The sequence below is a fragment of the Sphingobium fuliginis genome (assembly GCF_004152845.1).
In the GTDB taxonomy this organism is placed as follows: domain Bacteria; phylum Pseudomonadota; class Alphaproteobacteria; order Sphingomonadales; family Sphingomonadaceae; genus Sphingobium; species Sphingobium fuliginis.
Genome location: NZ_SEON01000004.1, coordinates 313,953 through 339,135, shown reverse-complemented (window position 1 = coordinate 339,135; position 25,183 = coordinate 313,953). Strand labels below are relative to the sequence as shown.

Annotated in this window: 15 protein-coding genes and 2 riboswitches; of the genes, 6 read left to right on the top strand and 9 right to left on the bottom strand. The window is 66.5% G+C overall.

Annotated features, from left to right (window positions below):
* Nucleotides 1-62: 62 nt before the first annotated feature.
* Nucleotides 63-284, bottom strand: a riboswitch (cobalamin riboswitch).
* Between the two features lie 72 nt (nt 285-356).
* From bluB to EWH10_RS12515, 6 genes are all read right to left on the bottom strand, one after another.
* A complete protein-coding gene (gene bluB, locus EWH10_RS12540) occupies nt 357-965 on the bottom strand; it encodes a 5,6-dimethylbenzimidazole synthase (RefSeq protein ID WP_083199147.1) in 609 nt (202 codons plus the stop codon).
* Nucleotides 966-982: 17 nt separating this feature from the next.
* Complete coding sequence (cobO, locus tag EWH10_RS12535; RefSeq protein ID WP_025546651.1) at nt 983-1,588, bottom strand: cob(I)yrinic acid a,c-diamide adenosyltransferase; 606 nt, start codon at nt 1,586-1,588, stop codon at nt 983-985.
* Nucleotides 1,585-5,364, bottom strand: a complete 3,780-nt coding sequence (gene cobN / locus EWH10_RS12530) for a cobaltochelatase subunit CobN (RefSeq protein ID WP_065846938.1) — start codon at nt 5,362-5,364, stop codon at nt 1,585-1,587. Before cobN ends, cobO begins: the two co-directional genes overlap by 4 nt.
* On the bottom strand, nt 5,364-6,404 hold the full coding sequence (gene cobW / locus EWH10_RS12525) for a cobalamin biosynthesis protein CobW (RefSeq protein WP_025546655.1): 1,041 nt from the start codon (nt 6,402-6,404) through the stop codon (nt 5,364-5,366). Before cobW ends, cobN begins: the two co-directional genes overlap by 1 nt.
* A complete protein-coding gene (locus EWH10_RS12520; protein ID WP_044660794.1) occupies nt 6,401-7,492 on the bottom strand; it encodes a HoxN/HupN/NixA family nickel/cobalt transporter in 1,092 nt (363 codons plus the stop codon). Before EWH10_RS12520 ends, cobW begins: the two co-directional genes overlap by 4 nt.
* 154 nt (nt 7,493-7,646) lie before the next feature.
* Nucleotides 7,647-7,875, bottom strand: a riboswitch (cobalamin riboswitch).
* A gap of 91 nt (nt 7,876-7,966) precedes the next feature.
* Entirely contained in the window at nt 7,967-8,860 is an 894-nt protein-coding gene (locus tag EWH10_RS12515; RefSeq protein WP_025546659.1) for a LysR substrate-binding domain-containing protein, read from the bottom strand.
* A 395-nt stretch (nt 8,861-9,255) separates the two neighbouring features.
* Here EWH10_RS12515 and EWH10_RS12510 point away from each other — a divergent pair, with 395 nt between their 5' ends.
* Genes EWH10_RS12510 through EWH10_RS12500 form a run of 3 tightly spaced genes read left to right on the top strand, consistent with a single transcriptional unit; the run spans nt 9,256 to nt 15,020 of the window.
* Nucleotides 9,256-12,450 carry an efflux RND transporter permease subunit gene (locus tag EWH10_RS12510; RefSeq protein WP_065846936.1) on the top strand — a complete coding sequence of 1,065 codons (3,195 nt, stop codon included), beginning with the start codon at nt 9,256-9,258 and terminating at the stop codon, nt 12,448-12,450.
* Nucleotides 12,443-13,636: an efflux RND transporter periplasmic adaptor subunit gene (locus tag EWH10_RS12505; protein WP_065846934.1), complete on the top strand. Its 1,194-nt coding sequence runs from the start codon at nt 12,443-12,445 to the stop codon at nt 13,634-13,636. The genes EWH10_RS12510 and EWH10_RS12505 overlap by 8 nt, the downstream gene beginning before the upstream one ends.
* Nucleotides 13,626-15,020 (top strand): efflux transporter outer membrane subunit, encoded by a 1,395-nt coding sequence (locus EWH10_RS12500; RefSeq protein ID WP_065846932.1) that lies wholly within the window; start codon nt 13,626-13,628, stop codon nt 15,018-15,020. The genes EWH10_RS12505 and EWH10_RS12500 overlap by 11 nt, the downstream gene beginning before the upstream one ends.
* A 64-nt stretch (nt 15,021-15,084) precedes the next feature.
* On the opposite strand, the gene EWH10_RS12495 is transcribed toward EWH10_RS12500, so the two are convergent.
* The 3 genes from EWH10_RS12495 to EWH10_RS12485 all read right to left on the bottom strand — a co-directional run bounded on the left by EWH10_RS12495 (nt 15,085) and on the right by EWH10_RS12485 (nt 18,832).
* A complete protein-coding gene (locus EWH10_RS12495; RefSeq protein ID WP_025546665.1) occupies nt 15,085-15,327 on the bottom strand; it encodes a hypothetical protein in 243 nt (80 codons plus the stop codon).
* Between the two features lie 24 nt (nt 15,328-15,351).
* Complete coding sequence (locus EWH10_RS12490; protein ID WP_065846930.1) at nt 15,352-16,275, bottom strand: formylglycine-generating enzyme family protein; 924 nt, start codon at nt 16,273-16,275, stop codon at nt 15,352-15,354.
* Nucleotides 16,276-16,402: 127 nt separating this feature from the next.
* Nucleotides 16,403-18,832, bottom strand: coding sequence for a TonB-dependent receptor (locus tag EWH10_RS12485; protein WP_065846928.1), 2,430 nt, complete (start codon nt 18,830-18,832; stop codon nt 16,403-16,405).
* 361 nt (nt 18,833-19,193) lie between these two features.
* On the opposite strand from EWH10_RS12485, the gene EWH10_RS12480 reads away from it, so the two are divergent.
* Genes EWH10_RS12480 through EWH10_RS12470 form a run of 3 tightly spaced genes read left to right on the top strand, consistent with a single transcriptional unit; the run spans nt 19,194 to nt 25,046 of the window.
* The gene (locus EWH10_RS12480) at nt 19,194-22,265 is read left to right on the top strand and encodes a CHAT domain-containing protein (RefSeq protein ID WP_130029997.1); all 3,072 of its coding nucleotides are present in this window, start codon (nt 19,194-19,196) and stop codon (nt 22,263-22,265) included.
* A 5-nt stretch (nt 22,266-22,270) separates the two neighbouring features.
* On the top strand, nt 22,271-24,310 hold the full coding sequence (locus EWH10_RS12475; RefSeq protein WP_065847891.1) for an adenylate/guanylate cyclase domain-containing protein: 2,040 nt from the start codon (nt 22,271-22,273) through the stop codon (nt 24,308-24,310).
* Nucleotides 24,297-25,046 carry a hypothetical protein gene (locus tag EWH10_RS12470; protein WP_130029996.1) on the top strand — a complete coding sequence of 250 codons (750 nt, stop codon included), beginning with the start codon at nt 24,297-24,299 and terminating at the stop codon, nt 25,044-25,046. Before EWH10_RS12475 ends, EWH10_RS12470 begins: the two co-directional genes overlap by 14 nt.
* Nucleotides 25,047-25,183: the final 137 nt, after the last annotated feature.

Sequence of the window (25,183 nt, the reverse complement as noted above, 5' to 3'; positions counted from 1 at the left end):
CCCAGCCGCATTTCGTCGCCCGTGCGGAGAACCGAGCCGTGACCATCCCCTGGACCATGGCTAGAGCGACCTTTGCGTTCGGCAGGTCTCCTGGCTTGCGGGTCGTCGCTTCGGCACGGGCCTTCCCGGATCGCTCCAGTGGCTGGCCGTTCCCCGTGGGGAACCGCACGTCCTTGCCTTGCTCGCCGCTCACAGTTGCAGGGACAGCCACGGATTAGGGAGTCTCCTCCCGCACCGCGTTCCCATTTAAGCCCCTTCGGGGCACCGACGCGATCGATGGAGCGGGCGGAACCCGCTCCAAAAACGCTCATAGGCCGGGCGGAAAGGAAAGGGAAGAGGCCTTCGGACGGGAATCGTCAGCGCGTGACGATGGTGGAATGCCAGTCGGTGCGATGTTCCCAGCCGCGCCTCTCCAGTTCCGGCGTCGCCTCCTCGCTCACCGGATAGCCCAGGCACAGCAGGCCGAGGCAGCGCCAGTTTTCCGGAATGGCGAGCAGGGCGTCCACGGTCGGGCGGTCGAGAATCGAAACCCAGCCCATGCCGATGCCGCGCGTGCGGGCAGCCAGCCAGAGGGTGTGGATCGCCATCACGCAGCTATAGCGGCGCGCCTCCGGCATGGTGATCGCGCCCAGCCTGTGGCCGGTTTCCGTGCCTTCGTCGCAATAGACCGCGAACAGCACCGGCGCTTCGCGCAGGCCGTGCAATTTCAGGCTTCGGTACAGCCTGTCTTCCTCCCCCCGATAGATACTGCCCGCCTCGATCACCTGCGCGTCGACATGGGCGGCAAGATCCTCGCGCAAGGCGGGCGTTTCGATCCGGACGAAACGCCAGGGCTGCGACAGCCCGACGGAGGGCGCGCTATGGGCGAGGGCAAGGAGCCGTTCGACCTCGCTCTCGTCCAGCGGATCGGTCAGGAAATGGCGCACGTCGCGACGCAGGCGCACCAGTTCCTCGAAGGCGGCGATGTCGAAGGCGGTGTGTGTCAGAATTCGATTCCCGGCTGGGCCTTCACGCCGCTGCGGAAGGGATGTTTGACGAGGGTCATTTCAGTGACGAGATCGGCCGCCTCTATCAGCGCCTCGGGCGCGTTGCGGCCTGTAACGATGACATGCTTCATTTCGCCCCTGGCGGTCACGGCCTCCAGCACCTCTTCGACCGGAAGATAGTCGTAGCGCAGGACGATGTTGAGTTCATCGGCAAGGACCATGTCATAGGCCGGATCGGCGATCATGCGTTTCACCTCATCCCATGCTTCGCGTGCAAGGGCAATGTCCCGCGTCCGGTCCTGCGTGTTCCAGGTGAAGCCTTCGCCCATCGGCTTGAATTCGACATTGTCGGGGAACGCATCGAACACCCGTTTTTCTCCGGTGGTCATCGCGCCCTTCACGAACTGCACGACGCCCACCTTCCTGCCATGGCCGATGGCGCGGACCACCATGCCGAGCGCGGCGGTCGTCTTGCCCTTGCCCTTGCCGGTATGGACGATCAGCAGGCCCTTTTCCTGCGTCTTGGTCGCCATGATCCTGTCATGGGCGGCCTGTTTCTTCTTCATCTTTTCGGCATGCTGTTCGGGCGTGCGTTCGATCATTGCGGGGCATCCTTGAGTTGGGAGAGAAGCATGGCGGCGCTGTTCGACCGGGGTTTCCAAAGGGCGCGGTCCAGCGCTTCGCGGAGGCGGGCGGCGGTCTCCCGCAGGGCGGCCGGATTGGCTTCCGCCATGAAGGCGCGGACCGTCTCATCCTCGATGAAGGCGGCGTGGACCGCGTCGAAATGATGGTCCTTCACCGCATGGGTCGTGGCGGCGAAAGCGAAGAGATAGTCGACGGAGGCCGCGATCTCGAACGCGCCCTTGTAGCCGTGGCGCATCATGCCCGCGATCCATTTGGGGTTGGCGACGCGGGCGCGGACGATGCGGCCGATCTCATCCTCCAGCGTGCGGATGACGGGACGTTCGGGACGGCTGTGGTCGTTATGATAGCTGAGCGGCCTCCTGCCGGAGAGATGCTCGACCGCGGCGGCGATGCCGCCTTCGAACTGGTAGTAATCATCGCTGTCGAGCAGGTCGTGCTCGCGATTGTCCTGATTCTGGACCAGCGCGTCGGCTTCGGTCAGGCGCTGCGCGAAGAGGCCGCGTTCGCTGTCGCCTTCCACCCCGCCGCCATAGGCATAGCTGCCCCAGTCGAGATAGACATTGGCAAGGTCCGACCGGTCGTGCCAGATCTTCTCGTCGATCATCGCCTGGAGGCCGGCGCCATAGGCGCCCGGTTTCGAACCGAAGACGCGGCTTCCCGCGCGGCGCCGCGCGGCCTTTTCCGGCGTGCCCTGCGCGATCAGCGCGGCGGTTTCGATGCGGTGGCGGGCGGCGGCTGGATTGTCCTCGTCCGGCTCTTCCAGCGCCATGACGGCGCGGGCGGCGCTGTCGATCAGGTCGATCTGTTCCGGGAAGGCGTCGCGGAAGAAGCCGGACACGCGGAAGGTGACGTCGACGCGGGGGCGGTTCAGTTCCGCGATCTTCATGACCTCGAAACCGATGACCCGGCCCGAAGCCCAGTCCCAGCGAGGCCGGACGCCCATCAGGGCCAGCGCCTGCGCTATGTCGTCGCCGCCGGTCCGCATATTGGCGGTGCCCCAGGCGGAAAGGGCGATGGCGCGGGGATAGTCGCCCTCGCGCTGGAGATAGTCCTGCACGATGAGATCGGCGGAGCGCTGCCCGAGATTCCATGCCGCCGCCGTGGGCACGGCCCTGGTGTCGACCGAATAGAAATTGCGCCCGGTGGGAAGGACGTCGGGGCGACCCCTGGTGGGCGCTCCGGAAGGGCCCGGGGCGACGAAATCGCCGTTGAGAGCCTTGAGGAGTGCGGCTTTTTCGGCCTCTCCGCAGCCATCGACGCGCGGGGCGAGATCGGTTTCGATCGCCTTGAGAACCGCCGCGCTCCGTGGACCGGGAGCGCCCTCCCGGCAACTGCCGTCATCCCCGCCCGCGCGGGAATGACGATGTTCCAGCTCATCGAGCAGGCGGATGGCGTGAAGTTCCAGCCGTTCCACCGTGTCGCCCGTGCTGCGCCAAGGTGTTCCTGTCAGGCTTTGCAGCGCTTCCGGCCGGGGTCCGGCCCAAGGCGCGCCCATCGTGCAGTCGAGCGGGTCGAAATCCAGCCCCAGATCATCCGCCAGCGCACGGAGCAGGGACTGCTGGCCGGCATCGTCCATACCCCTTGGGCAGCGGGCAAGGGCCATGAGCAGGTCGCGGCGAAGCGAACCCTTCGGGCTTTGCGTGAAGACGTGCAGCCCGTCGCGTATCTGCATTTCCTTGAGTTCGCACAGATAGTTGTCGATCGCTGCTAAAGCCTCGTCTCCGCTTCCCTGCGCGCCTGAATCCTTGTCCAGCCCTTGCGAGGCGGCGAGGGCCAGAATGTCCTTGCGCAGCGTTTCCAGCCGGCGTGGGTCCATGCCGGCGGCGAGATAATATTCGTCGACCAGAGCCTCCAGTTCCTTGAGCGGGCCGTAGCTCTCGGCGCGGGTCAATGGCGGCGTCAGATGGTCGACGATGCAGGCGCCGATGCGACGCTTGGCCTGGGTGCCTTCGCCGGGATCGTTGACGATGAACGGATAGATTTGCGGGATCGGCCCGGCGCAGATTTCCGGAAAGCAGTTTTCGGACAGCGCGATCGCCTTGCCCGGCAGCCATTCGAGATTGCCGTGCTTGCCGACATGGACAACGGCATGGGCACCGAAATCGCTGGCCAGCCAGATATGGAAGGCGAGATAGGCATGGGGCGGGGGCAACGCCGGGTCGTGATAGCTGCTCTTGGGATCGACATGATAACCGCGCGACGGCTGCACGGCGACCGCGATCCGGCCGAAGCGGTGCACCGGCAGATGGAAGGCGCCATCGCGGAAGAAAGGATCGGTTTCGGGCGCGCCCCAGCGGCATTGGACCGCTTCGCGGACCCCTTGGGGCAGCGTGGCGAAGGCTGCGTCATAGGCCTGGAACGAGAGGGTGATTTCACCCGGACGGTCCGGCGCGGCATTGGTGATGCCACCTGTCATGCGCTGCATCAGCGCGGCGCCGTCGGTGGGCGCATCATCCGTTCCGTAGCCTGCTTCCGCCAGGGCCTTCAGAATGGCGGCGGCACTGGCGGGCGTATCCAGGCCGACGCCATTGCCGATGCGGCCATCCCTGTTGGGATAGTTGGCGAGGATGAGCGCGACGCGACGTTCCTCCACTCGCGTTCTACGGAGTTTAGCCCAATTTGCAGTAAGTTGAGATACGAAGCTGACACGATCTTCCAGTATCTGGGGCACGACGATGCTGCATTCCGTGCGGGCATCGAACCGTGCCGCGGCCTTGAAGGCGACCGCGCGTGTGAAGAGGCGGCCGTCCACCTCCGGCAGCGCGACATGCATGGCGAGGTCGCGGGGGCCCAGCCCGCGGGCGCTCGACTCCCAGGCGCTCTGTTCGGCGCTGGCGAAGATCGTCTGGAGGATCGCGCAATCCGCCTGTTCGAGGATAGAGGGCGTGCGCGGCTCGCCCGGCGCGCTGGCGGCAAAGGCGGTGGCGTTGAGGATGACGTCCGGCGGCGCCTCCGCCATCAGCCCTTGTAGGAAGTCCCGGGCGAAAGGTTCGCGCAAGGCGCGCACATGGACGGGAAGGACGTTGAGGCCCGCCGTCTCCAATCCCGCGACCATGCGGTCCACGGCTTCCAGCGTGCCCGCGATCAGCAGCGCGCGGTAGAAGAGGAAGAGGGCCGTCGGCTGCCCTGCCTTCCATCCGCTCCTGACCTGATCCAGCGTGGGTCGATCGACGCCGGGCAAATAGAGGCCGGCGTCGGCCACCGGAACGGGCGCATCGGGAACGCCCGCGTCGAAGCCGGCAAGGCGGGCGGCGTTGCGCAGGAAGGCGATGGCGTTGGCAATGCCGCCCTGCCGTAGATAGTCGCGCAGGAGATCGCAGCTCTCCGCCGCGACGGTCGATGCGGCGCGCAACGCGGGGTCATCTTCTCGCCCATCGGCAATCGCCGCAAAGGCTATGCCCTTTTTCCGGGCGATATTTGCAATCTCATCAATGCCATAGGGCCAATAGCTCTTGCCGCCCAGCAGGATGACGCAGACGAATTTGGCGTGGGCGACGACCTTTTCGACATACAGATCGACGGAATAGGGGTGCTTGAGCTGGAGGAGATTGGCCAGCCGGATTTCGGGCGCCGCCCTGCCCAGTTCCTGCCCCAGAACATGGGCTGCGCTCGCGAAACAGGCAAGTTCGCTGTCCGCCACGGTCAGCAGCACGATGTCGCCCGGCGACTGGCCGAGGTCGATGGCTTCGTCGCCGTTGGAGACGGTGCCGGGCGTGGCGGTCAGCAGATGCATCAGGCAGCGGCCATCTGCGCGCCGAGCGCAGCCTCTATGGCGGCGCGGTCCATGCCGCTCTGGCCGATCACCACCAGGCGGGAGCGGCGCGGTTCGTCGGCCTGCCAGTGCCGGTCATAATGATGCTGGATGCGGGGGCCGACGGCTTGCAGCACGAGGCGGGCGGGGCGCCCTTCTATGGCGAGGAAGCCCTTCACCCGCAGGATGTCATGCACGGCGATGCTCTCCGCCAGCGCCGCCAACAGCGGCTCCGGACCGGAAAGTTCGCCCAAGTCGACGATGAAGCTCTCGAAATCGTCATGGTCGTGATCCTCCCCATCGTCATGGTGCGAGGGGCGGGCATCGATCCCGTCCTCCACCCCGGCGCCGAGGCCGAGCAATATGGCCGGATCGATCTCTCCCCTCGCCGTGCGGAGGATGCGGACGCCGGGGCGGATTTCCTGGGCCAGTTCCCGCTCCAGCACGGCCAGCCGGTCCACGGCGACCAGATCGGTCTTGTTGAGCAGGACAAGGTCGGCGCAGGCAAGCTGGTCCTCGAACAGTTCCTCGATAGGGCTGTCATGATCCAGCGTCGGGTCGGCCGCGCGGGCGGCGGCGAGCGCCGCCTCGTCATGGGCGAAGCGACCCGCTGCCAGCGCGTCGGCGTCGATCAGGGCGATCACCCCGTCGACCGTGGCGCGCGTGCGGATGTCGGGCCATTGGAAGGCCTTCACCAGCGGCTTGGGCAGGGCAAGGCCGCTGGTCTCGATGATGATGTGATCGGGCGGGGTGGGCCGGTCGAGCAGCTTTTGCATGGTCGGCAGGAAATCGTCGGCTACGGTGCAGCAGATGCAGCCATTGGCCAGTTCGATGATGTCCTCGTCCGGGCAGGCTTCGTCGCCGCAGCCCCGCACCAGCGCGCCGTCGACGCCGACGTCCCCGAATTCGTTGATGATGAGGGCGAGGCGGCGGCCGCCCGCATGTTCGATGAGGTGACGGATCAGCGTGGTCTTGCCGGCGCCGAGAAAGCCGGTGATGACGGTGGCAGGAACCTTTTTCATGCGGGATTTCCTTGCGGTTGGTGGCTGGGGATGGGAGCGACTTCGATCTCGTCGAAGCCTTTCCAGCGATAGATGGCCCAGCTCAGCAGCCAGCAGGCGGCGAACAGGCCGATGATGATGAAGCCGAGGCTGTTGAAATGCTCGCCAAGGTCGGCGGCAAGGGTCCATACGCCGCCGCTGAGGCCGAGCTTGTCGCCCAGCAGGGCCGCTGCCTCGATCCCGCCGATGAGCAGCGCGACCAGCGCCGACACCAGCGTGATGGTGATATTGTAGTAGAGCTTGCGGATCGGCTTCACGAACGCCCACTGGTAGGCGCCCATCATCAGAGCCCCGTCCGCCGTGTCGATCAGCGCCATGCCCGCCGCGAAGAGCAGGGGAAAGATGAGGACGGTCGCAACCGAAAGGCCGCTGGCGGCCTGACCGGCGGACAGGCCCAGAATGGCGACTTCGGTTGCGGTATCGAAGCCCAGACCGAAGAGGAAGCCGAGCGGAGCCATGTGCCAGCTTCGCGTCACCAGCCGGAAAAGCGGGCGGAAGAGGCGTGCGAGCAAACCCCGGTTGCCAAGCAATATGTCCATATCTTCATCGACATAGGCTCCACCCTTTCGAACATGGTTGAACGTGCTGAGAACTGATCGGAGAATGATCAGGTTCATCGCCGCGATGGCGAAGAGGAAGGTCGCCGACACCATTGTCGCGATGGTGCCGCCGATGGCTCCCGCCGCTTCCACCCGGCTCAGCGCATTGGCGGCGACAGCGATGGCGACGGCGGCGATCAGGACGATGCCGCTATGGCCGATGGCGAACCAGAAGCCGACGGTCAGGGGCCGCTGGCCGTCCTGCATCAGCTTGCGGGTCACATTGTCGATGGCGGCGATATGATCGGCGTCCACGGCATGGCGGAGGCCCAGGCTCCAGGCCAGCAACGCCGTGCCCAGCATGACCGGATCGCCCGCGAAGATCGTGAAGGCTGCGATCCAGGCCGTCAGATTGGCGGCGATGAGCCCGGCGAACATGCCGGTCGCGCGGCGGCGAAGACGGCTGGCCGGCGCCCCGGGCGATTCCGGCTCATGGGTCGATATGCTCATAGGGTCGGTACCCCGTCTGCGTCTGCGAAACCGGACGGGAGCCGCCTTCATGCCGGACGGACGCTCTTGCGCCCGGCATACGGACAGCAGCTCCCGCTGCGTGAAGCGTCGCTCAGACGGAGGACCGTGCCGTGGCCATCCCCTGGACCAAGGCAAGAGCGACCAGACGCAGGCAGGTTTCCTGGCTCGCGGGTCATAGCTTGGCGCATGGCCTTCCCAGGCCTCGCATGATTTAGCGTCCGGCCCAGTGGCTGATCCTCCGGCGCTTCCGGGGGATCGCTATGCGTCTCGCTCGCCGCTTACAGTTGCAGGGACAGCCGCGGATTCATCACCGCATTCCCTATTAAGCCCCTTGGGAGGGCACCGGCGCGATCATGAAGGTCGGTCGAAACCACCCTTCGCGGCCATGCATAGAGGCTGGAAAGGGGAATGGGAAGAGGAGGCTTGAGCAGAAGATGTTTCGTGAATTAACTCCTACAAATGACGTTCTTCCAGCAGGGTCTTCAGAAAGGCCCGGCCGGTCGGTGACAGATCCTCATGATGGATCAGCCAGAGCGCGCTCATGACCGGCACGTCGAACGGGCGGTTGATCACATTGTCGACATGCAGCCGCGCCATCGACCCGGCAATCACAGTGGGGCCGAAGCCGGCCGCGACAAGGCCCAGCAGGGTCGCGAGGCTGCGGGCCTCATGCGAGATTTTCGGGACGAACCCTGCTTCCGCGCACAGGGCCTGGAAATGCTCCGTGAACCCCGTCCCATTGGGCGCGCCATAGAGCACCAGCGGCTCGTCGGAAAGGTCAGCGATACGCGGCGGGGCAGGGCGCAGCGCCAGCGGATGATCGGCGCGCAGGGCCAGCACCATCTCTTCCTTGAGCAGGCATCGGGACAGCATGCCTTCGGGCAGCGCCGGCGCCTCGAAATTACGCACGATGCCAAGGTCGAGCTGACGGCTCGCCACGCTCTCCACCTGCTCGTCGCGCCCTTGTTCGCGCAGGATCAGTTCGACATCGGGATAGGTCTGGCGGAAGCGGTAGAGCGCCCGCGCCACCGGAGGCACGAAGGGGCCGGAAGTGGTGAAGCCCAGCCCCAGCCGCCCGATCTCCGCCCTTTGGGCCATGCGCGCGATCTGTGCGGCGCGGTCCGCCTGGGCAAGGGTCCGGCGCGCTTCAGGCTCGAACAGCCGGCCGGCCTCGGTCAGTCGCACCCTGCGGCTGGTGCGGTCGAACAGGCGGACGCCCAGTTCCTCCTCCAGAGCACGGATCTGTTGGCTGAGCGGCGGCTGCGATATGCCGAGGCGCAGCGCGGCGCGGCCGAAATGCATCTCCTCAGCGACGCACAGAAAATAGCGGAGATGGCGAAGGTCCATGGATCATGTCGCTCAACATATCGATCATGCCATATTATATATTAGACGCAGAATGTCCAAGGGCGCATGGCCGGCTTCGAATGTGGCGGCGTCTCCCGGCTGGCCGGCGGAGATGCGCGGGCTATGCCCCCTCATTGCCGCAGCACTCCGCCATGGCCGGGGATGCCGTCGCATTCTAGGATGTGTGGAAATTCGCCTCGCCCCGAACGAAGTTCCCACGCGTCCTGGAGCATTTCCGCGCTGGCCGCCTTTCTGGCGACGGCCGGAAATGCGGCAAACGATATGCGCATTTCCTGGCGCGCTTCGTCTCTGGTATCAGGCGGCGAAAATATCTGGAGAGGTTGTATCGTCATGTGCGGCGGGGATCGTCCGGCGGCGCATCCGTGGAGTCGTGAATGATCGGTATCGTCAAGGTTGCCCTGCATCGTCCGCTCACCTTCATCGTGATGGCGATCCTGATCGCGATCGCGGGGGTGCTGGCGGCGGCGCGAACGCCGGTCGACATCTTTCCCAATATCCGCATTCCGGTGGTGGCGGTCGCCTGGCAATATGCGGGCCTGTCGCCGGAGGACATGGCCAACCGCATCGTCAATCCCTATGAGCGCGTGCTGACCACCACGGTCAACGACATCGAACATATCGAGAGCCAGTCGCTTCAGGGCATCGGCATCATCAAAATCTATTTCCAGCCGGGCGCCGACATCCGCACCGCGACCGCGCAGGTGACGTCGGTGTCGCAGACCGTGTTGCGCCAGATGCCGCCGGGGATCACGCCGCCGCTTGTCCTGAATTACAGCGCGTCGACCGTGCCGATCCTGCAGCTCGCCCTGTCGGGCAAGGGGCTGTCGGAACAGCAGCTGTTCGACATGGGGATGAACCAGGTCCGTCCGCCGCTGATCACGGTCCCCGGCCTTGCCATGCCTTTCCCATCGGGCGGCAAGCAGCGGCAGGTGCAGATCGACCTCAATCCGCTGGCGCTTCAGTCCAAGGGGCTGTCGGCGCAGGATGTGGGTGCGGCGATCGCGGCGCAGAACCAGATCAATCCGGCCGGTTTCGTCAAGATCGGGGAAACCCAGTATAGCGTGAAGCTGAACAATGCGCCTTCCTCCATAGAGGCGCTGAACGACCTGCCCGTCAAGGTGGTCAACGGCGCGACCATCACGATGCGCGACGTCGCGCATGTCCGCGACGGCAGCGGGCCGCAGCAGAATATCGTGCATGTCGAGGGCAGCCGGTCCGTGCTGCTGACCATCCTCAAGAACGGCGCCACCTCCACCCTGGCGATCGTGGACGGCGTCAAGGAAAAGCTGCCCCAGATCGCGGCGGGCCTGCCGGACAGCCTGAAGATATTGCCCATCGGCGACCAGTCGCTGTTCGTGAAGGCGGCGGTGGAAGGCGTCATTCACGAAGGCGCCATCGCGGCGGCGCTGACGTCCCTGATGATCCTGCTGTTCCTGGGCTCCTGGCGCTCGACGGTGATCATCGCGCTGTCGATCCCGCTTGCGATCCTGGCGGCGGTCGCGGCGCTGGCGGCCTTCGGCCAGACGCTGAACGTCATGACGCTGGGCGGGCTGGCGCTGGCGGTCGGCATATTGGTCGACGACGCCACCGTGACCATAGAGAATATCAACTGGCATCTGGAGCAGGGCAAGGGCGTGATCGAGGCGATACTGGACGGCGCGGCGCAGATCGTGACGCCCGCCTTCGTGTCGCTGCTGTGCATCTGCATCGTGTTCGTGCCGATGTTCTTCCTGCCGGGGGTCGCCGGATTCCTGTTCGTGCCGATGGCGCTTTCCGTCGTGTTCGCGATGATCGCATCCTTCATCCTGTCGCGGACGCTGGTGCCGACCATGGCCATGTATCTGCTGCGGCCTCATGTCGAACAGGGCGACGCGCATGTGGCCGGGGCGCCTGCCTCGCGCAATCCGCTGGTACGCTTCCAGCGCGGGTTCGAACGGCGCTTCGAAAGGATAAGGCGCGGCTATGTCGGGCTGCTGCACCGGGCGCTGAATGCGCGCAAGCCCTTCCTGCTCGGCTTCATGGCCGTCGTTCTGCTGTCCTTCGGGCTGTTGCCGATGCTGGGCAGCAACTTCTTCCCCTCGGTCGATTCAGGGCAGATCGCGATGCATGTGCGCGTGCCGGTGGGCGCCCGGATCGAAGACAGCGCCGCCCGCTTCGACCGCATCGCGCGGGAAGTCCGCTCACTGATCCCGGCGAAGGAACTCGCCTCCATCACGGACAATATCGGCCTGCCGGTCAGCGGCATCAACGCCATCTACAATAATAGCGGCACCATCGGCCCGCAGGATGGCGACATGCTGATCGCGCTGACCAAAGGTCATCGGCCGACGGACGAGATCGTCGCCACCCTGCGGCGGGAGCTGCCGCGCCGCTTCCCCGGCACCGGCTTCGCCTTCCTGCCGGCCGACATCACCAGCCAGATCCTGAACTTCGGCGCGCCGGCGCCCATCGACGTGCAGATCGCGGGCAAGAACGCCGCCGGCAATCGCGCCTATGCGCAGAAGCTGCTGGCGAAGATGGCCACCATTTCCGGACTGGCCGACGCCCGCATCCAGCAGCCGGCGCGCTCGCCGCAGCTCGATGTCGAGGTCGACCGCTCGCGCGTCGGGCAATATGGCCTGTCGGAGCGGGACGTGACGACCAGCCTGGCAAGCCAGCTTGCAGGCACGTCGCAGACCGCGCCCGTCTTCTTCGTGAACCCGGAAAACGGCGTGCAATATCCGGTCGTGGCGCAGGCGCCGGAATATCTGGTGGGCTCCATGAGCGACCTTAGCAATGTGCCGGTGTCGGGCAGCGCGGCGGGCGCCTCGGTTCAGCCGCTGGGCGGGCTGGCCACGATCAAGCGGTCCAACACCGTGCCCATCGTCAGTCACTATGACATTGCGCCCGTGCTGGACATCTTCGCGACGACGCAGGGGCGTGACCTGGGTGCGGTCGCCCGGGATGTGCAGCGGGCGATCCGGTCGCTGGAGAAGGAACTGCCCAAGGGGACGACCGTCACCATCCGCGGCCAATATGCGACGATGAACACGGCCTTTTCCGGGCTGGGATGGGGGCTGGCGGGGGCCATCGTGCTGATCTACCTGCTGATCGTCGTCAACTTCCAGAGCTGGGTCGATCCCTTCGTGATCATCACGGCCCTGCCGGCGGCGCTGGCGGGAATCGTTTGGATGCTGTTCACCACCGGTACGACGCTGTCCGTGCCAGCGCTGACGGGCGCGATCATGTGCATGGGCGTGGCCACCGCCAACTCCATACTGGTCGTCAGCTTCGCGCGGGAGAAGCTTGCCGAACTGGGCGACGCCGGCAAGGCCGCGCTGGAGGCGGGGATGGTCCGGTTCCGACCGGTGCTGATGACCGCCCTTGCGATGATCATCGGCATGGGGCCGATGGCGCTGGGGCTGGGCGACGGCGGCGAGCAGAATGCGCCGCTGGGCCGGGCGGTCATCGGCGGCCTGATCTGCGCGACGGTCGCCACCCTGTTCTTCGTTCCCACCATATTCGCCTTCGTCCATCGCAAGCATGGGCAAAAGGCGCCTTCCCTGGAAATGCAGCCGAGCCATGTCTGAGCACAACCCCATCGAAAATCCCGAGGCGCAAGGACCCGATAGCCGCACGTTGAAGCGGGTAGGGATCGGCGCGGCGGTCGTCGCGGTCGCCATCGTCGGCATCGGCGTGGCGTCGCGGATCAGCGCGACCAATGAACTGAGGCAGGTCGCTGCCGACGCATCCATTCCCACCGTCTCGGTGGTGACGCCGTCCGCCGGTGGCGAAGGCGACGCATTGGTGCTGCCGGGCAATGTCCAGGCCTATAACAGCGCGGCGATCTTTGCCCGGACCAATGGCTATGTGCGGCGGTGGCTGGCCGATATAGGCGATCATGTCGGGGCCGGGCAGCCGCTCGCCATATTGGACGCGCCGGAGGTGGACCAGCAGCTCGCACAGGCGCAGGCCGATTATCAGACCGCGCTCGCCAATGAACGGCTGGCCGCCACCACGTCGAAGCGCTGGGCCTCCATGCTCGCGCAGGACGCCGTCTCGCGGCAGGAGGCGGATGAGAAGGCCGGCGATCTTGCCGCGCGCAGGGCCCTGTCCAATGCGGCGCTCGCCAATGTGAAGCGCTTGCAGGCCTTGCAGGGCTTCACCCGTCTGTCCGCGCCGTTCAGCGGTGTCGTGACGAGCCGGTCGGCGCAGATCGGCGCGCTGGTGGTGGCGGGCAATGCGGCGGCCCAGCCCTTGTTCACCGTGTCCGACACGCATCGCATGCGTATCTATGTGCGGGTGCCGCAAGGCTATTCGGCGGCCATCAGACCGGGAATGGCGGCGACGCTGACCCTGCCGGAATATCCCGGGCGCAGCTTCGACGCGACCCTGACCAGCAGTTCGGGCGCCGTCGATGCCCAGTCTGGCGCGGTGCTGGTGCAATTGCAGGCGGACAATCGCGACGGCGCGCTGAAGCCGGGCGCCTATGCGCAGGTCCGCTTCAAGGTGCCGGCGGGATCGGGCAATGGCGCGACCCTGCCGGGCAGCGCGATCCTCTACGGCAATGACGGGCCGACCGTGGCGGTGGTGGGCCGGGACGACCGCGTGACCGTCAAGCCCGTCACGATCGCGCGGGACGAAGGCAATGTCGTGCTGCTGTCGGGTGGCGTCCTGCCGACAGACCGGGTCATCGACACGCCGCCCGATGCGATCCGCAGCGGCGACAAGGTGCATGTCCAGGCCGCCGCCAAGGGTGCTGCCCATGGGGGTTGATCGCGGGGCGGCGGCCCTGTTGCTGGCAGGGCTGGCGGGATGCTCGATGGCGCCAGCCTACCGGCCGCCTGCAACCGCCGTGCCGCAGGCGTTCAAGGAGGCTGAGGGTTGGACGGCGGCGACGCCGATGGACCAGGCGTCGCGCGGCAAATGGTGGGAGGCCTTTGGCGATCCCGTGCTGAACGATCTGGAGGCGCGGGCGGAGCAGGCCAGTCCGACGCTGGCGGCCGCCCTTGCGCGCTATGACCAGGCGCGGGCGGCGGCGCGAATCGAGAGGGCGGACCTGTTCCCGCAGGTGAATGCAGGGGGCGATGCCAGCCGTCAGAGGCTGTCCGGAAGGCGTTTCGGCGGCAATGGAACGGCGCCGACCTATGATGATTTTTCCGTGGGGGCCACGCTGGACTATGAACTCGACCTCTGGGGCCGCATCCGCAACGGCGTGAGGGCGGCGCGGGCGGATGCACAGGCCAGCGAGGCCGATCTGGCCTCCGCGCGGCTCAGCCTTCAGGCGGCGGTGGCGGACGCCTATGCGCGGTTGCGCGGGCTGGACGCAGAGGCGGAATTGCTGCGCCAGACGGTGGAGGCATTCGGCAAGGCCTATCGACTGACGGCAACGCGGCATGATGGCGGCATCGCCTCCGGGATCGACGTCAACCGCGCCAAGACCGTGCTGGATAATGCGCAGGCGCAGATTTCCGCCGTCGCCAACGAGCGGGCGGCGACCGAGCATGAGATCGCTGCGCTGGTCGGGGCGGTGGCGTCCGACTTCTCCGTCCCGGTGCGGGTGCAGCCTCTCGGCGCGCCTCCATTGCCGGCGGGCGCGCCTTCGGAGCTGTTGCAGCGGCGGCCGGATATTGCGGCGGCGGAGCGGCGGATGTTTGCGGCCAATGCACGGATCGGCGTGGCGAGGGCAGCCTTTTTCCCGACGCTGACCCTGGGGCTGTCCGGCGGGTATCAAACGACGCATGGCGAGTTGTTCAGCAAGCCCAGCAGTTTCTGGGGGTTGGGACCGGCTTCGGCGGTGCTGGCGCTGTTCGACGGCGGTCGGCGGAGGGCTGAGGTGAAGATGTCCCGCGCGGAATATGAAGAGGTGAGCGCGGGCTATCGGGAGACGGTGCTGGGGGCGTTCCGGCAGGTAGAGGATGCGATCGCCGCGAACCGGCATCTGGCCGATCAGGCGGTGAACCAGCGCAGCGCGGCCGCGGCGGCAGGGCGGACGAGTGAACTGGCGCTGACCCGCTATCGGGATGGGGCGTCGGACTATCTGGAGGTGGTGACGGCGCAGACCGACGCGCTGGAGGCGCAACGCGCGCTGCTGTCGGTGGAGACGCAGCGGATGCGGGCGAGCGTTGCGTTGGTCAAGGCATTGGGCGGCGCGGTCTGAAATCCCGGACGCTGGATGCTCCCGCCTGCGCAGAAGCATGGTCCTTGTCAAATCCGGCGCAAATTCAATGCACCTCCGCCTTCATCCGCTCGACCAGCTTTTCGATCTCCCAGGGTTCCAGCACCCAGGTCCGCGTCTTGCGGCCTTCGCGATGGACGGGCTGGGTCAGCAGGATGCGCGCCTGTTCCTTCGCATGGGGTTTGAAGATCGCGAAATGCTGGGCGCAATCGCGGATCGTGCCGATGATCGGCGCCTTGCCGTCCAGGTCGATCATGGTGGCGGGCTGGTCCCAGGGCATGTTGAGCATGACGTCTTTTCCGTTCTTGGATAATCAGGGCCGCGGCTCGCGGACGATGCAGCGAAAGCCGATATGGCTGGTGGAACTGTCCACCGCCTGAGGGTGTCGGGCGGCGGGGCGATAGCGCTGGCAATAGCTGGGCGCGCAGAGATGGGAACCGCCCTTCAGCACTTTTCGCGGGATCGGCACATGCGGATTGGCGGGGTCCAGGCTTTCCCGCTTCGCGCCGCCGCGCGGGTTCGCCGGAACGCAACAACTTCCCTTCGCCTTGCGCTCGACCCTGGGTGGGGCATACCAGTCGGCGGTCCATTCCCAGACATTGCCGATCATGTCGTAGAGCCCATAGCCATTGGGCGCATAGGTCCGGACCGGGGAGGTCCGTTCATAGCCGTCCTCCAGCAGATTGCTGTAGGGGAACATGCCCTGCCAGTAATTGGCCAGCATCGCTCCGCCCGGCGCAAGCTCGTCGCCCCAGCCATAGTCCGCGCCGTCCAGCCCGCCGCGCGCCGCGAATTCCCATTCCGCCTCGGTCGGCAGCGCCTTGCCTGCCCAGCGGGCATAGGCCTCCGCATCCTGGAAGACGATGTGGACGACCGGATGATCCCAAAGCTCGTCCAGATTGCTGTCAGGGCCATGGGGGTGACGCCAGTCGGTGCCGAAGCTGAACTGCCACCATTGGCTGAAGTCGCCCAGGTCCACCGGCGTCGCCGTGCGCTGGAACAGCAGCGATCCGGCACGCGCCATTTCAGGCGCCATGCCGGGATAATCCTTGGGGTCCGGCGCGGTCTCCGCGGCGGTGCGATAGCCGGTGGCTTCCACGAACTGCGCGAACTGCCGGTTGGTGACGGGCGTCTCGTCCATCCAGAAGCCGTCCACGCGGACCTGCCGGACCGGCGCTTCCTCCGGATAGAAACGGTCCGAGCCCATGGCGAAGGCGCCGCCCTCGATAAAGCGCATTCCCTGCGCAACGACAGTCCCGGTCTCGATCACCCGGCGACCATAGCGGCGGATCGGCCGGCTGTATCGCCCAAAAACAAGGACGCCGGAAGCGGCTTCGCTTCCGGCGTCCCGGGTGGAGGCGGTTCTAGAAGTCCTTGCGGACAGTCACGCCGATCTTGCGCGGGGTGCCGATATTATAGCCCAGCCGTCCCCGGCCGCCGCGCTCCCGGTCCAGCGAGTAAAGCGCATTCTCGTCGAACAGATTGTTGACGTAGAGCGTGACCGACAGGCCGCTGTTCCAGCTAATGCCGGTCGACAGGTTGACCAGATTATAGGCGCCGAGCTTGTAGGAGCCGAAGTCGAAGGCGCCGGTGCCATAGGCGCCCGTGGCCGGATCATAATAGATGGAATTGGGGAAGCTGCCCGCGCCCGGTTCCTGATCGGCAAGCTGGGTATAGCGGTCGCCCACATGCTGGAAGCTGGCGGTGAAGGACCAGTCGGTTTCCGGCGCGACTTCCGCCGTATAGGTTGCCGCCGCCGCCATCTGGAACTTCGGCACGGTGGGCAGGCGGTTGCCCTTGCGGATGCCGGCGATGATCGCGCCGCCCGCGTCGGTGACGTTGCTGTCGATTTCCGAGTCGATGTAGCTGCCGCTCAGCGACAGGTCGAGATTGGGGGAGACGCGGGCGCTCAGTTCCGCTTCCAGGCCTGCCGTATGCGCCTTCGGCACGTTGAAGAGGATGCGCGAGGAGCAGCTTCCCGCATCCGCCGTGACCTGAAGGTTCTTGATGTCGTTGTAGAACACCGCCGCGTTGAAGGTGACGCCGCCGCCCGACGCTTTCACCCCAGCTTCATAGTTCCACAGCGTTTCGTCGTCGAAGGTCGGCCGGTTGCCGTAGGTGGCCGCATCCGGCCCGGTCGCGCCGCCATCGCAAAGTGGCAGGTTCAGCGGATCGTTGACGCCGCCGAGGCGAAAGCCCTTGGACGCCTGGACGTTGAAGGTCAGGTCGCGATTGGCCTCATAACTGGCGATGAAGCGGGGGGAGAAGCCGGTGGAACCGGTCTTGTCGCCCACGCGGTTATCGCCATTGGGGAAGACGCCGCCGGTCTTGAAATCGCGCTTTTCGCTAAAGTCATAATAGCGTCCGCCCGCGGTCAGCTTGAACTGGCCCAGCTTGTAGCTCGCCTCGCCGAAGGCAGCATATTGTTTGATGATGTAGGGTATATCGGCATTATAGGGCGAGTTGAGCGGGAAGCCATTGGCTGCCCCTGCCGAAGTCCCTGCACCGAGCGCCGCGTCGATGAACGCGTCGTAGCCGGGGGTCGGGAGCCGCTGGGCATAGTCGCGGTCTACATGGCTGTAAAACCCGCCGATCACCCATTGGAACGGGCCTGCCCCGGTCGAGGCGAGGCGCAGTTCCTGCGTCCATTGTTCAAGCTTGGTCGTGTCGCGCAGGTTTGAGGGCAGATTGGCGATGGCGGGATCGGCGCCGAATCTGTCAACGAAGGGCGTGATGGACACCGATCCGGTCAGCGCCGACGCATCGCGGCTGACCAGGATGTCGCGATGGATATAGGTGGTGATCGAGGTCAGCGCGATGTCCGATCCCACATCGATGTTCGCCGTCAGGTCCGCCAGCGTGGTCTTGTCGCGGAACTCCTCGCGCAGCTTCAGATATTGGGTGCGCTCGGGCAGGATGTCGAGCGGACTGATCAGCTCGTTATAATAGAGATGATAGCTGTCCTCCCGGTTGAAGCCGTTGGTCTTGATGTCCTGATAGATGATGCGCGGCGTCAGCTTGATGCCCGGCGCGGGTTCCCAGAGCAGGCTGAGACGCCCGCCATAACGGCGCCCGTCATTGACGTTCTTGCCCGCGGCCGGGCCGATCGCGTCGATGAAGCCCGCATAATGTTCCGCATAGCCGACCGCGCGTATCGCCGCCGTCTCTCCCAGGGGCAGATTGATCGCGCCCTTGCCCGAATAGCCGACATCGCCGCCCTTCAGGACATTGACGCCGCCCTCCACCGTCCCTTCGGTCTGGCCGAGTTTCGGCTGCTTGGTGATGTAGCGGACGGTGCCGCCCTCGGAGCCCGATCCGAACAGCGTGCCCTGCGGTCCGCGCAGCGTTTCCACGCGATCGAGGTCGAACAGGTCGAAATCAGGCGTGAACAGCGACATGGAGATTACGGATTCGTCCAGATAGACGCCGACCTGTTCCTTGACGCCCGGCTGGTCGCGGACCACCTGGCCCGCCGATACGCCGCGCACCGACACCTGGCTCTGGCCGGGCCCGAGATTCTGGACGGTCAGCCCCGCGACGCTGCGCGACACATCCTCGATCGAGGTGGCGCCCATGCGCTGCATGGCTTCGGCGGTCTGCGCGTTGATGGAAAAGGGAACATTCTGGATCGATTCATTGCGTTTGGTCGCAGTGACGATGATCTCATTGCCCGACCAGTTGGACGAACTGTCGGTCGCTTGCGCAAGCGCAGCAGTAGAAAGGCCTGACAGTGCCAGAACAAGGCATGATGCGGACAAACGCAATACGGATTCATGGCGGGGAAATCTTGTCATATCATCCTCCCTGTAGTGAACATGCAATTATGGTTATTGTGGACGCCGGCTGTTCAACTTCGATCATCCATGAATATTGGGTTGAGACAATCTAGATCAGGCCTTTCCCATGATGCAATGAAAATTGCGCTGGAAAGATTGATTCTTGCTCAACTGTCACATCCCTGCCTCACTCCTTCGAACGAGGCGGCGAACAGGGCCTTGCCCGGTGCCTTTCGCCTTGCGGCGCACCATCGGGCGGCGTTATGACGGCCCGATCATGCTAAGGGGGGCCTTGCACGGACATATCCGGCGGGGTTTGGGGGACAAGCCTTTGAGCGCTTTGGGGAAGTTGGTTCGCGGGCCTGCCATGTGGGCCGCCTTGAGTCTGTCTGTGGCGGCACATGCCCAGGCAGCTGGCGACCGTCCGCTGTTGAGGGACAGCTTCCGCATCGGCAGCGAGGGCGGCGCGCTGTGCCAGGCGCAGAGCGCCACCGGCGATCCCGCCGCGCGAACCATGTTCGATCGCGCATGGACGCTGGTGTGCCGGGATGCTGCGCGCCCGGTGGGACAGATATATGCGCTGCGGCGCGGTTCGGGCGATGGGGACGCAAGCTTGCTGGACCGGCTGGCGTCGTCGCGCAAGATGGCGGTCGAGTGCAATGCCCCCGGCGGCGTCAGCCTGCCCGGCATGGGGGCGGCGCTCATGCGCAACTGCACGGGCGCAGTCGGCGCCTATCGCATATTGACTGTCGAGCGCAGCAAGACGGTCTATGTCGCCCAGGGCTATGCAGCCTATACAAGCGCCCTGGATCTGGGGCTGCGCTCCGTCATGGCAGGGCGGATCGTGCCGGGCAAGGTCGACATTGCGACGGTGGGGACGAACGATGCGGGTTACGCCCGCTTGCAGGCCGCGACGCTGGACCCGCAGACCGTGCTGGCCGAGGGCTACCGGCGCAATGCGTCGGGCAATTATGCCGAAGCGGCGGAGTTTTTCGACAGCCTGACCGACCGGCTGGCGCGCGATCCCGATGCGGCGAAGCTGACGCCGGCGGAGCGGGCGAACCGGGCGCATGAATATCTGGTCAATCGCGGCCTGCAATTGTCCAATCTGGGGCTGTTCGATCAGGCCGACGCGGCCTTCGCGGAAGCCCGCGGGATCACGACCGCCGATGCGGTGCAAATCCGCCTGCGCCGCAATTTCGAGGCCATGCACCATATCAACCGGCAGGATACGGCCGGCGCGTTGGCGATACTGGACCGTCCCCTGGCTGGCAGCGTTGCGACCGTGGCGGCAGACGGAAACGGCGGGGTTTCCGTGCCGCCCGAGGTGGCCGCCGAAATGAGCAGCGGGGCGATGCAGGCCCGCGCGCTCGGCGTGCGGCAGGACAATAGGCTGACGCCGGTCGAGCGGGCGGCGATCATCGACGCGCAGGCGCAGCAGTTGCGCGGAACGATCCTGCGCCTGTCGGGCCAGCCGGGACCGGCTCGGGACGTGCTGTCGAAGGCGATGGCGCGCGCGGTTGCGATCCGCGACGGGCGGGTCACGTCGATCACGCGCCTGCGCGCCCAGCTTCTGGGCGAGATCGCACTGACCTACGAAGCGCAGGGGGATTATGGGCAGGCTGAGCGTCAGCTGAATCAGGCGCTGACCCTGCTGGGCGCGCAATATCCCGAAACGGTGGCGCTGAACGGCGCAAGGGCGCGGCTGGGGGCGTTCCTCATCCGGCGTGGCCGCAATGAGGATGCGCTGACAATCTATCGCGGCATCGTCGCCTCCACCATGGAGAATCGCGCCACGCTGACCGGCATGGCGAACCAGCTCCAGCCTTATTTCAACCTGTTGACGCAGGAAATTCCCACGCGACCGGAACTGACCGCCGATCTGTTCGCGGCGTCGCAGATGCTGCTGCGGCCCGGCGCTGCCGATACGCTGGAGCAATTGAGCCGCGAGCTGTCCGCCGGGGATGGAGAGGCGGCGCGGCTGTTCCGGCAGTCGGTCTCCCTCTCGCGCGACATAGAGCGCGGACGGATCGCGCTTGCGCAATTGCAGCAGGCGGCGGAGCGGCAGGAGGCGCTGTTGCCCGACATGGCGCGGGCGCAGGCCGACATCGACCAACTCGCGGCCGATCAGGCCAATACGCTGTCCTCGCTGGCGGCTTATCCCCAATATCGCGCCCTCAGCCCGCAGGGGCTGACGCTGGCCGAAATGCAGGCGACGCTGAATCCTGGGGAGGGCTATTACAAGCTGGCGCAACTGGGCGACGCGCTCTACGCGCTGTGGATCGACGGCGCGGGGGCAACCGGATACCGGCTCACGGCAAGCGCGACGGACGTGGCTCGCAAGGTGGCGGCGCTGCGCGAGACGATCTCCATCGACGTGAACGGCGCACAGACCACCTATGCGCTGGACCTGCCGGTGGCGCGCAGCCTCTATCTCGACCTGTTCGGGCCGGTGGAGCAGCGGCTGGCGGCGGCGCGGCACCTGATCTTCGAACCGGACGGAGCGATGCTGCAACTGCCGGTCAATCTGCTGGTCGCGGGGCAGGCGGGCGTTAATGCCTATGAAGCGCGGGTGGCCCGCGGGGGCGACGAGTTCGACTTTCGCGGCGTCGAATGGCTGGGGCGCGACCATGCGGTGAGCACGGCCCTGTCGGCCCGCGCCTTTCGCGATGCGCGGGCGGCTGCGCCCTCCGGCGCGGCGCAGAACTATATCGGCTTTGGCGACAATGCGCCGCTGGCAGGGGCGGTGCTGGCCGCCTCCAGCCGCGGGAGCCTGTCCAACGGGACGGGCGACGATTGCGGTTGGTCGCCACAGCAGTGGAACCGGCCGATTCCGGCCACCGAGTTGCGGGAAGCGGCGCAAGCCATTGGCGGGCAGGGCAGCGAACTGATCACCGGCGCGGCCTTCACTGACGAAGCGGTGATGGCGCGCGGCGATCTCGACCGCTTTCGCATCCTGCACTTCGCGACCCATGGGCTGGTGACGCCGCCCCATCCGGGATGCCCGGCCCGGCCCGCCCTGCTCACCAGTTTCGCGCCGGACGGCAAATCGGACGGGCTGTTGCAGTTCAGCGAAATTTTCGACCTGCGGCTGAATGCCGATCTGGTCGTCCTGTCCGCTTGCGACACGGCGGGCGCGGCGGGGGTGGAAACGACGCGGGCGGCCGGGCTTTCCGGCGGCGGCGGGGCGCTGGACGGGCTGGTGCGCGCCTTCATCGGCGCGGGGAGCCGCGCCGTCATCGCCAGCCACTGGCCGGCGCCGGAGGATTATCGCGCGACCGAAAGGCTGATGGGCGGCCTGTTCGCGGTCGGGGCGGACCAGCCTGTGGCCGACGCGCTGCGGGCGGCGCAGATCAGGCTGATGGACGATCCGGAGACGTCGCATCCTTTCTACTGGTCCGGCTTTGCCATCATCGGTGACGGCGCGCGTCCGCTGATCGCGCGCCGCTGATCGCCATGCCGACGCGGGGCCTGCTGCGCCGCGGTGCGCGACTGGTGCGGGACACGGGCCGCTGGCGGTTGGTGGCGACCGGCGCGCTGCTGCTGCTGGCGCTGTTCCTCGCCGGTTGGGACTGGAACAGGCCGCTCGGCAGCGGCGCGGCGCGGGAAATACCGACCGCCGACGCGGAAAGGGGCCTTTACGACTGGCGAGCCGCCACCTTCGCACCGCGGGTCGCGCAGGACCAGCGCATCCTGATGGTGGTCTATGACGACCAGACGCTGATCGCCACGCGCAAGCGGTCGCCGCTGGACCGGGGTCTGCTGGCGCAGGCGCTCCGCAACATGGATGCCATGGGAGCCAAATCGATCGGCATCGACATCCTGTTCGACCAGCCGCAGGACGAGGATGGCGAACTGCTTTCCGTCCTGCGGTCCATGCACACGCCTGTCTGGCTGGGCTACGCCAATCTGGGCGACAATCAGGAACAGATCATCTTCGAGCAACAGCAATTTCTGGATCGCTTCGTGCGGGCGGCGCGGACGGCGAAAGTCCGCCCGGCCAGCATCCGGCTGGAGACCGATGCCGACAATGTGGCGCGAAGCTGGCCCGTCCCCACGCCGGGCCAACCGCCCCTGCTGACGCTGGCGATGCAGCCCTCGCCATCCTTTCGCGACTATCGCGGCGCGATCCGATTCCGTTTGCCGGTCAGGCAGGCGGACGGATCGGAGGAGCCGGTGATCCCCAGCCTCCAGATCGACACCCTGGCCGATCCCGCCATGGCCCCGGCGCTGGCCGCCATGGTGCGCGGACGGCATGTGCTGATCGGCGGCGACATTGTCGACATCGACCAGTTCGAGACGCCATTGTCGGGGCGGCAAGCCCGGTCGACCATGATCGGGCTGGAAGTGCATGCGACGATGTTGGCGCAATTGCTGGATGGCGCGCGCTTGGTCGCGGTGCCGGAGGGGTGGCGCTGGCTGGCCGCGCTGCTGGTGATCTGTGCGGCGGGGCTCACCAGCCTGGCGGAATTGCGCTGGTTCGCGCTGGTTCCCGCGCTGGGGGCGCAGGCGGGAGCGATTGCGGGTGTGCCGCTCTGGTTGCAGGCGCGGGGGTGGGACACCAAGGGACTGCCGGCCGTCGGCTGGGTGCTGGGATGGGTGCTGGCCTTCACCGCCATCGGGGTGGCGGCGCGGGCCGTGACCTCGCAACAGCGGCGCTTTGCCCAGGCTGCGCTCGGCAAATATCTGCCCCGCGACATCGCCGCGCAGATATTGGCGGAGCCGGAGAAGCTGGCGCTGCATGGTGAAAAGCGGCAGATCTTCACCCTGTTCACCGATCTGGAGGGCTTCACCAAGCTCAGCCACGCCATCGCGCCGGAAATGGTCGCCCAATTGCTGAACCGCTATCTCGACATGCTGAGCGACGTGGTGCTGGCCCATGGCGGGACCATCGACAAATTCGTCGGCGACGCGGTGGTGGCCTTTTGGGGCGCGCCCATCGCGCGGCCCGACGACGGGCGCAACGCCGCGCTCGCCGCCTATGCGATGTGGCAGGCGGGGGAGGCTTTTCGCCGCGACCTGCCGCCGGGCGTGCCGCCGATCGGGCGAACCCGCGTCGGGCTGCACCATGGCGAAGCGATCGTCGGCAATTTCGGGGGTGAGGGGCGCATCCAATATACTGCGCTGGGGGACAGCATGAACACGGCGTCCCGGCTGGAAGCGGCGAACAAGGCACTGGAAACCACTGTGCTGGTAAGCCGGGACGCGATGCTGCTGTCGGGGCTGGACTGGTGGCGGCCGATGGGACGGGTGCGGCTGCGCGGACGCTCGACCCCCGTCGACCTGTTCGAGCCCGCGCCTGAATTTCCGGTGGAGGACCGGGCGGCGTTGGCCGAGATACTGGCGGCGTTCGACGGCGAGGATGCCGTAGCGCAAAGCGCCGCGCGAGAACGTCTCAAAGCGATGGTTAACCATCATCCCGATGATGCGGCCATCGCCAATCTGCTATATCGTTATGAATATGTCGGGGAAGGAGGAAGCTATGGTCTGGGGTAAGCTTGCCGCGCAATGCGCATTGGCCGGATGTGTCGCCGCCGGGCTGGGTGCGCAGGCCGCGGCGGAGACCATGGTGGTCCGCGCTACCGGTCCATCGGCCGCGACCTACAGGCCGGGAAGCAAGCTGGCCGATGGCGGGTCGCTGGTGCTGAAGGCGGGCGATGTGGTGACGCTGCTGGACGCAAGGGGCACGCGGACGCTGCGCGGGCCGGGAAGCTTCCATGCGGCCGCCGCCGCCAGCGCAGCGCCGGCCAATGGCGTGATGCTCTCCGCCCTGCTGGATACGAAGCGGGTGCGGCGGGCGCGAACCGGGGCGGTGCGCGGCGGCGTCGGTGAAGCGCCGGCCACGCCGCCCCGTCGGCCCAATCTCTGGATGGTGGACATCGCGCAGTCCGGAACGCTCTGCATCGCCGATCCCGCCGCCGTGCGCCTGTGGCGCGTGGACGCGGCAAGGCCCGCGACCGTGCGCATCAGCGGCGGGGGCGTGCAGGCGACGGCGAGTTTCGGGACGGGTGAATCGATCGCCGCCTGGCCGGTCGCCGCGCCGGTGCGGGACGGCGCGGCCTATCGCCTGACCGATGGCTCCCGCGCCGCCGATGTCCGCTTCGCACTGCTCGATCCTGCATCTTCGGGGCTGGACGGCATGGCATCGGGCCTGATCGCGCATCAATGCACGGCGCAGCTCGACCTGCTGGTGGAGACGGCGGCGCTGTCGGACGGCGCTGCGCGGAATTGATTGTCGCGGGGCGCGGCCGCTGTTAACCGGCGGCTGGAGCGCAGTCCGGTCCGGTGGCATCGGTTCGGCTGCTCCAGATTAGCTTCGCAGCGTTTTCCGGGTCAGCAGGTTTCGCCTGCCTGGGAAACGCTCTGGTC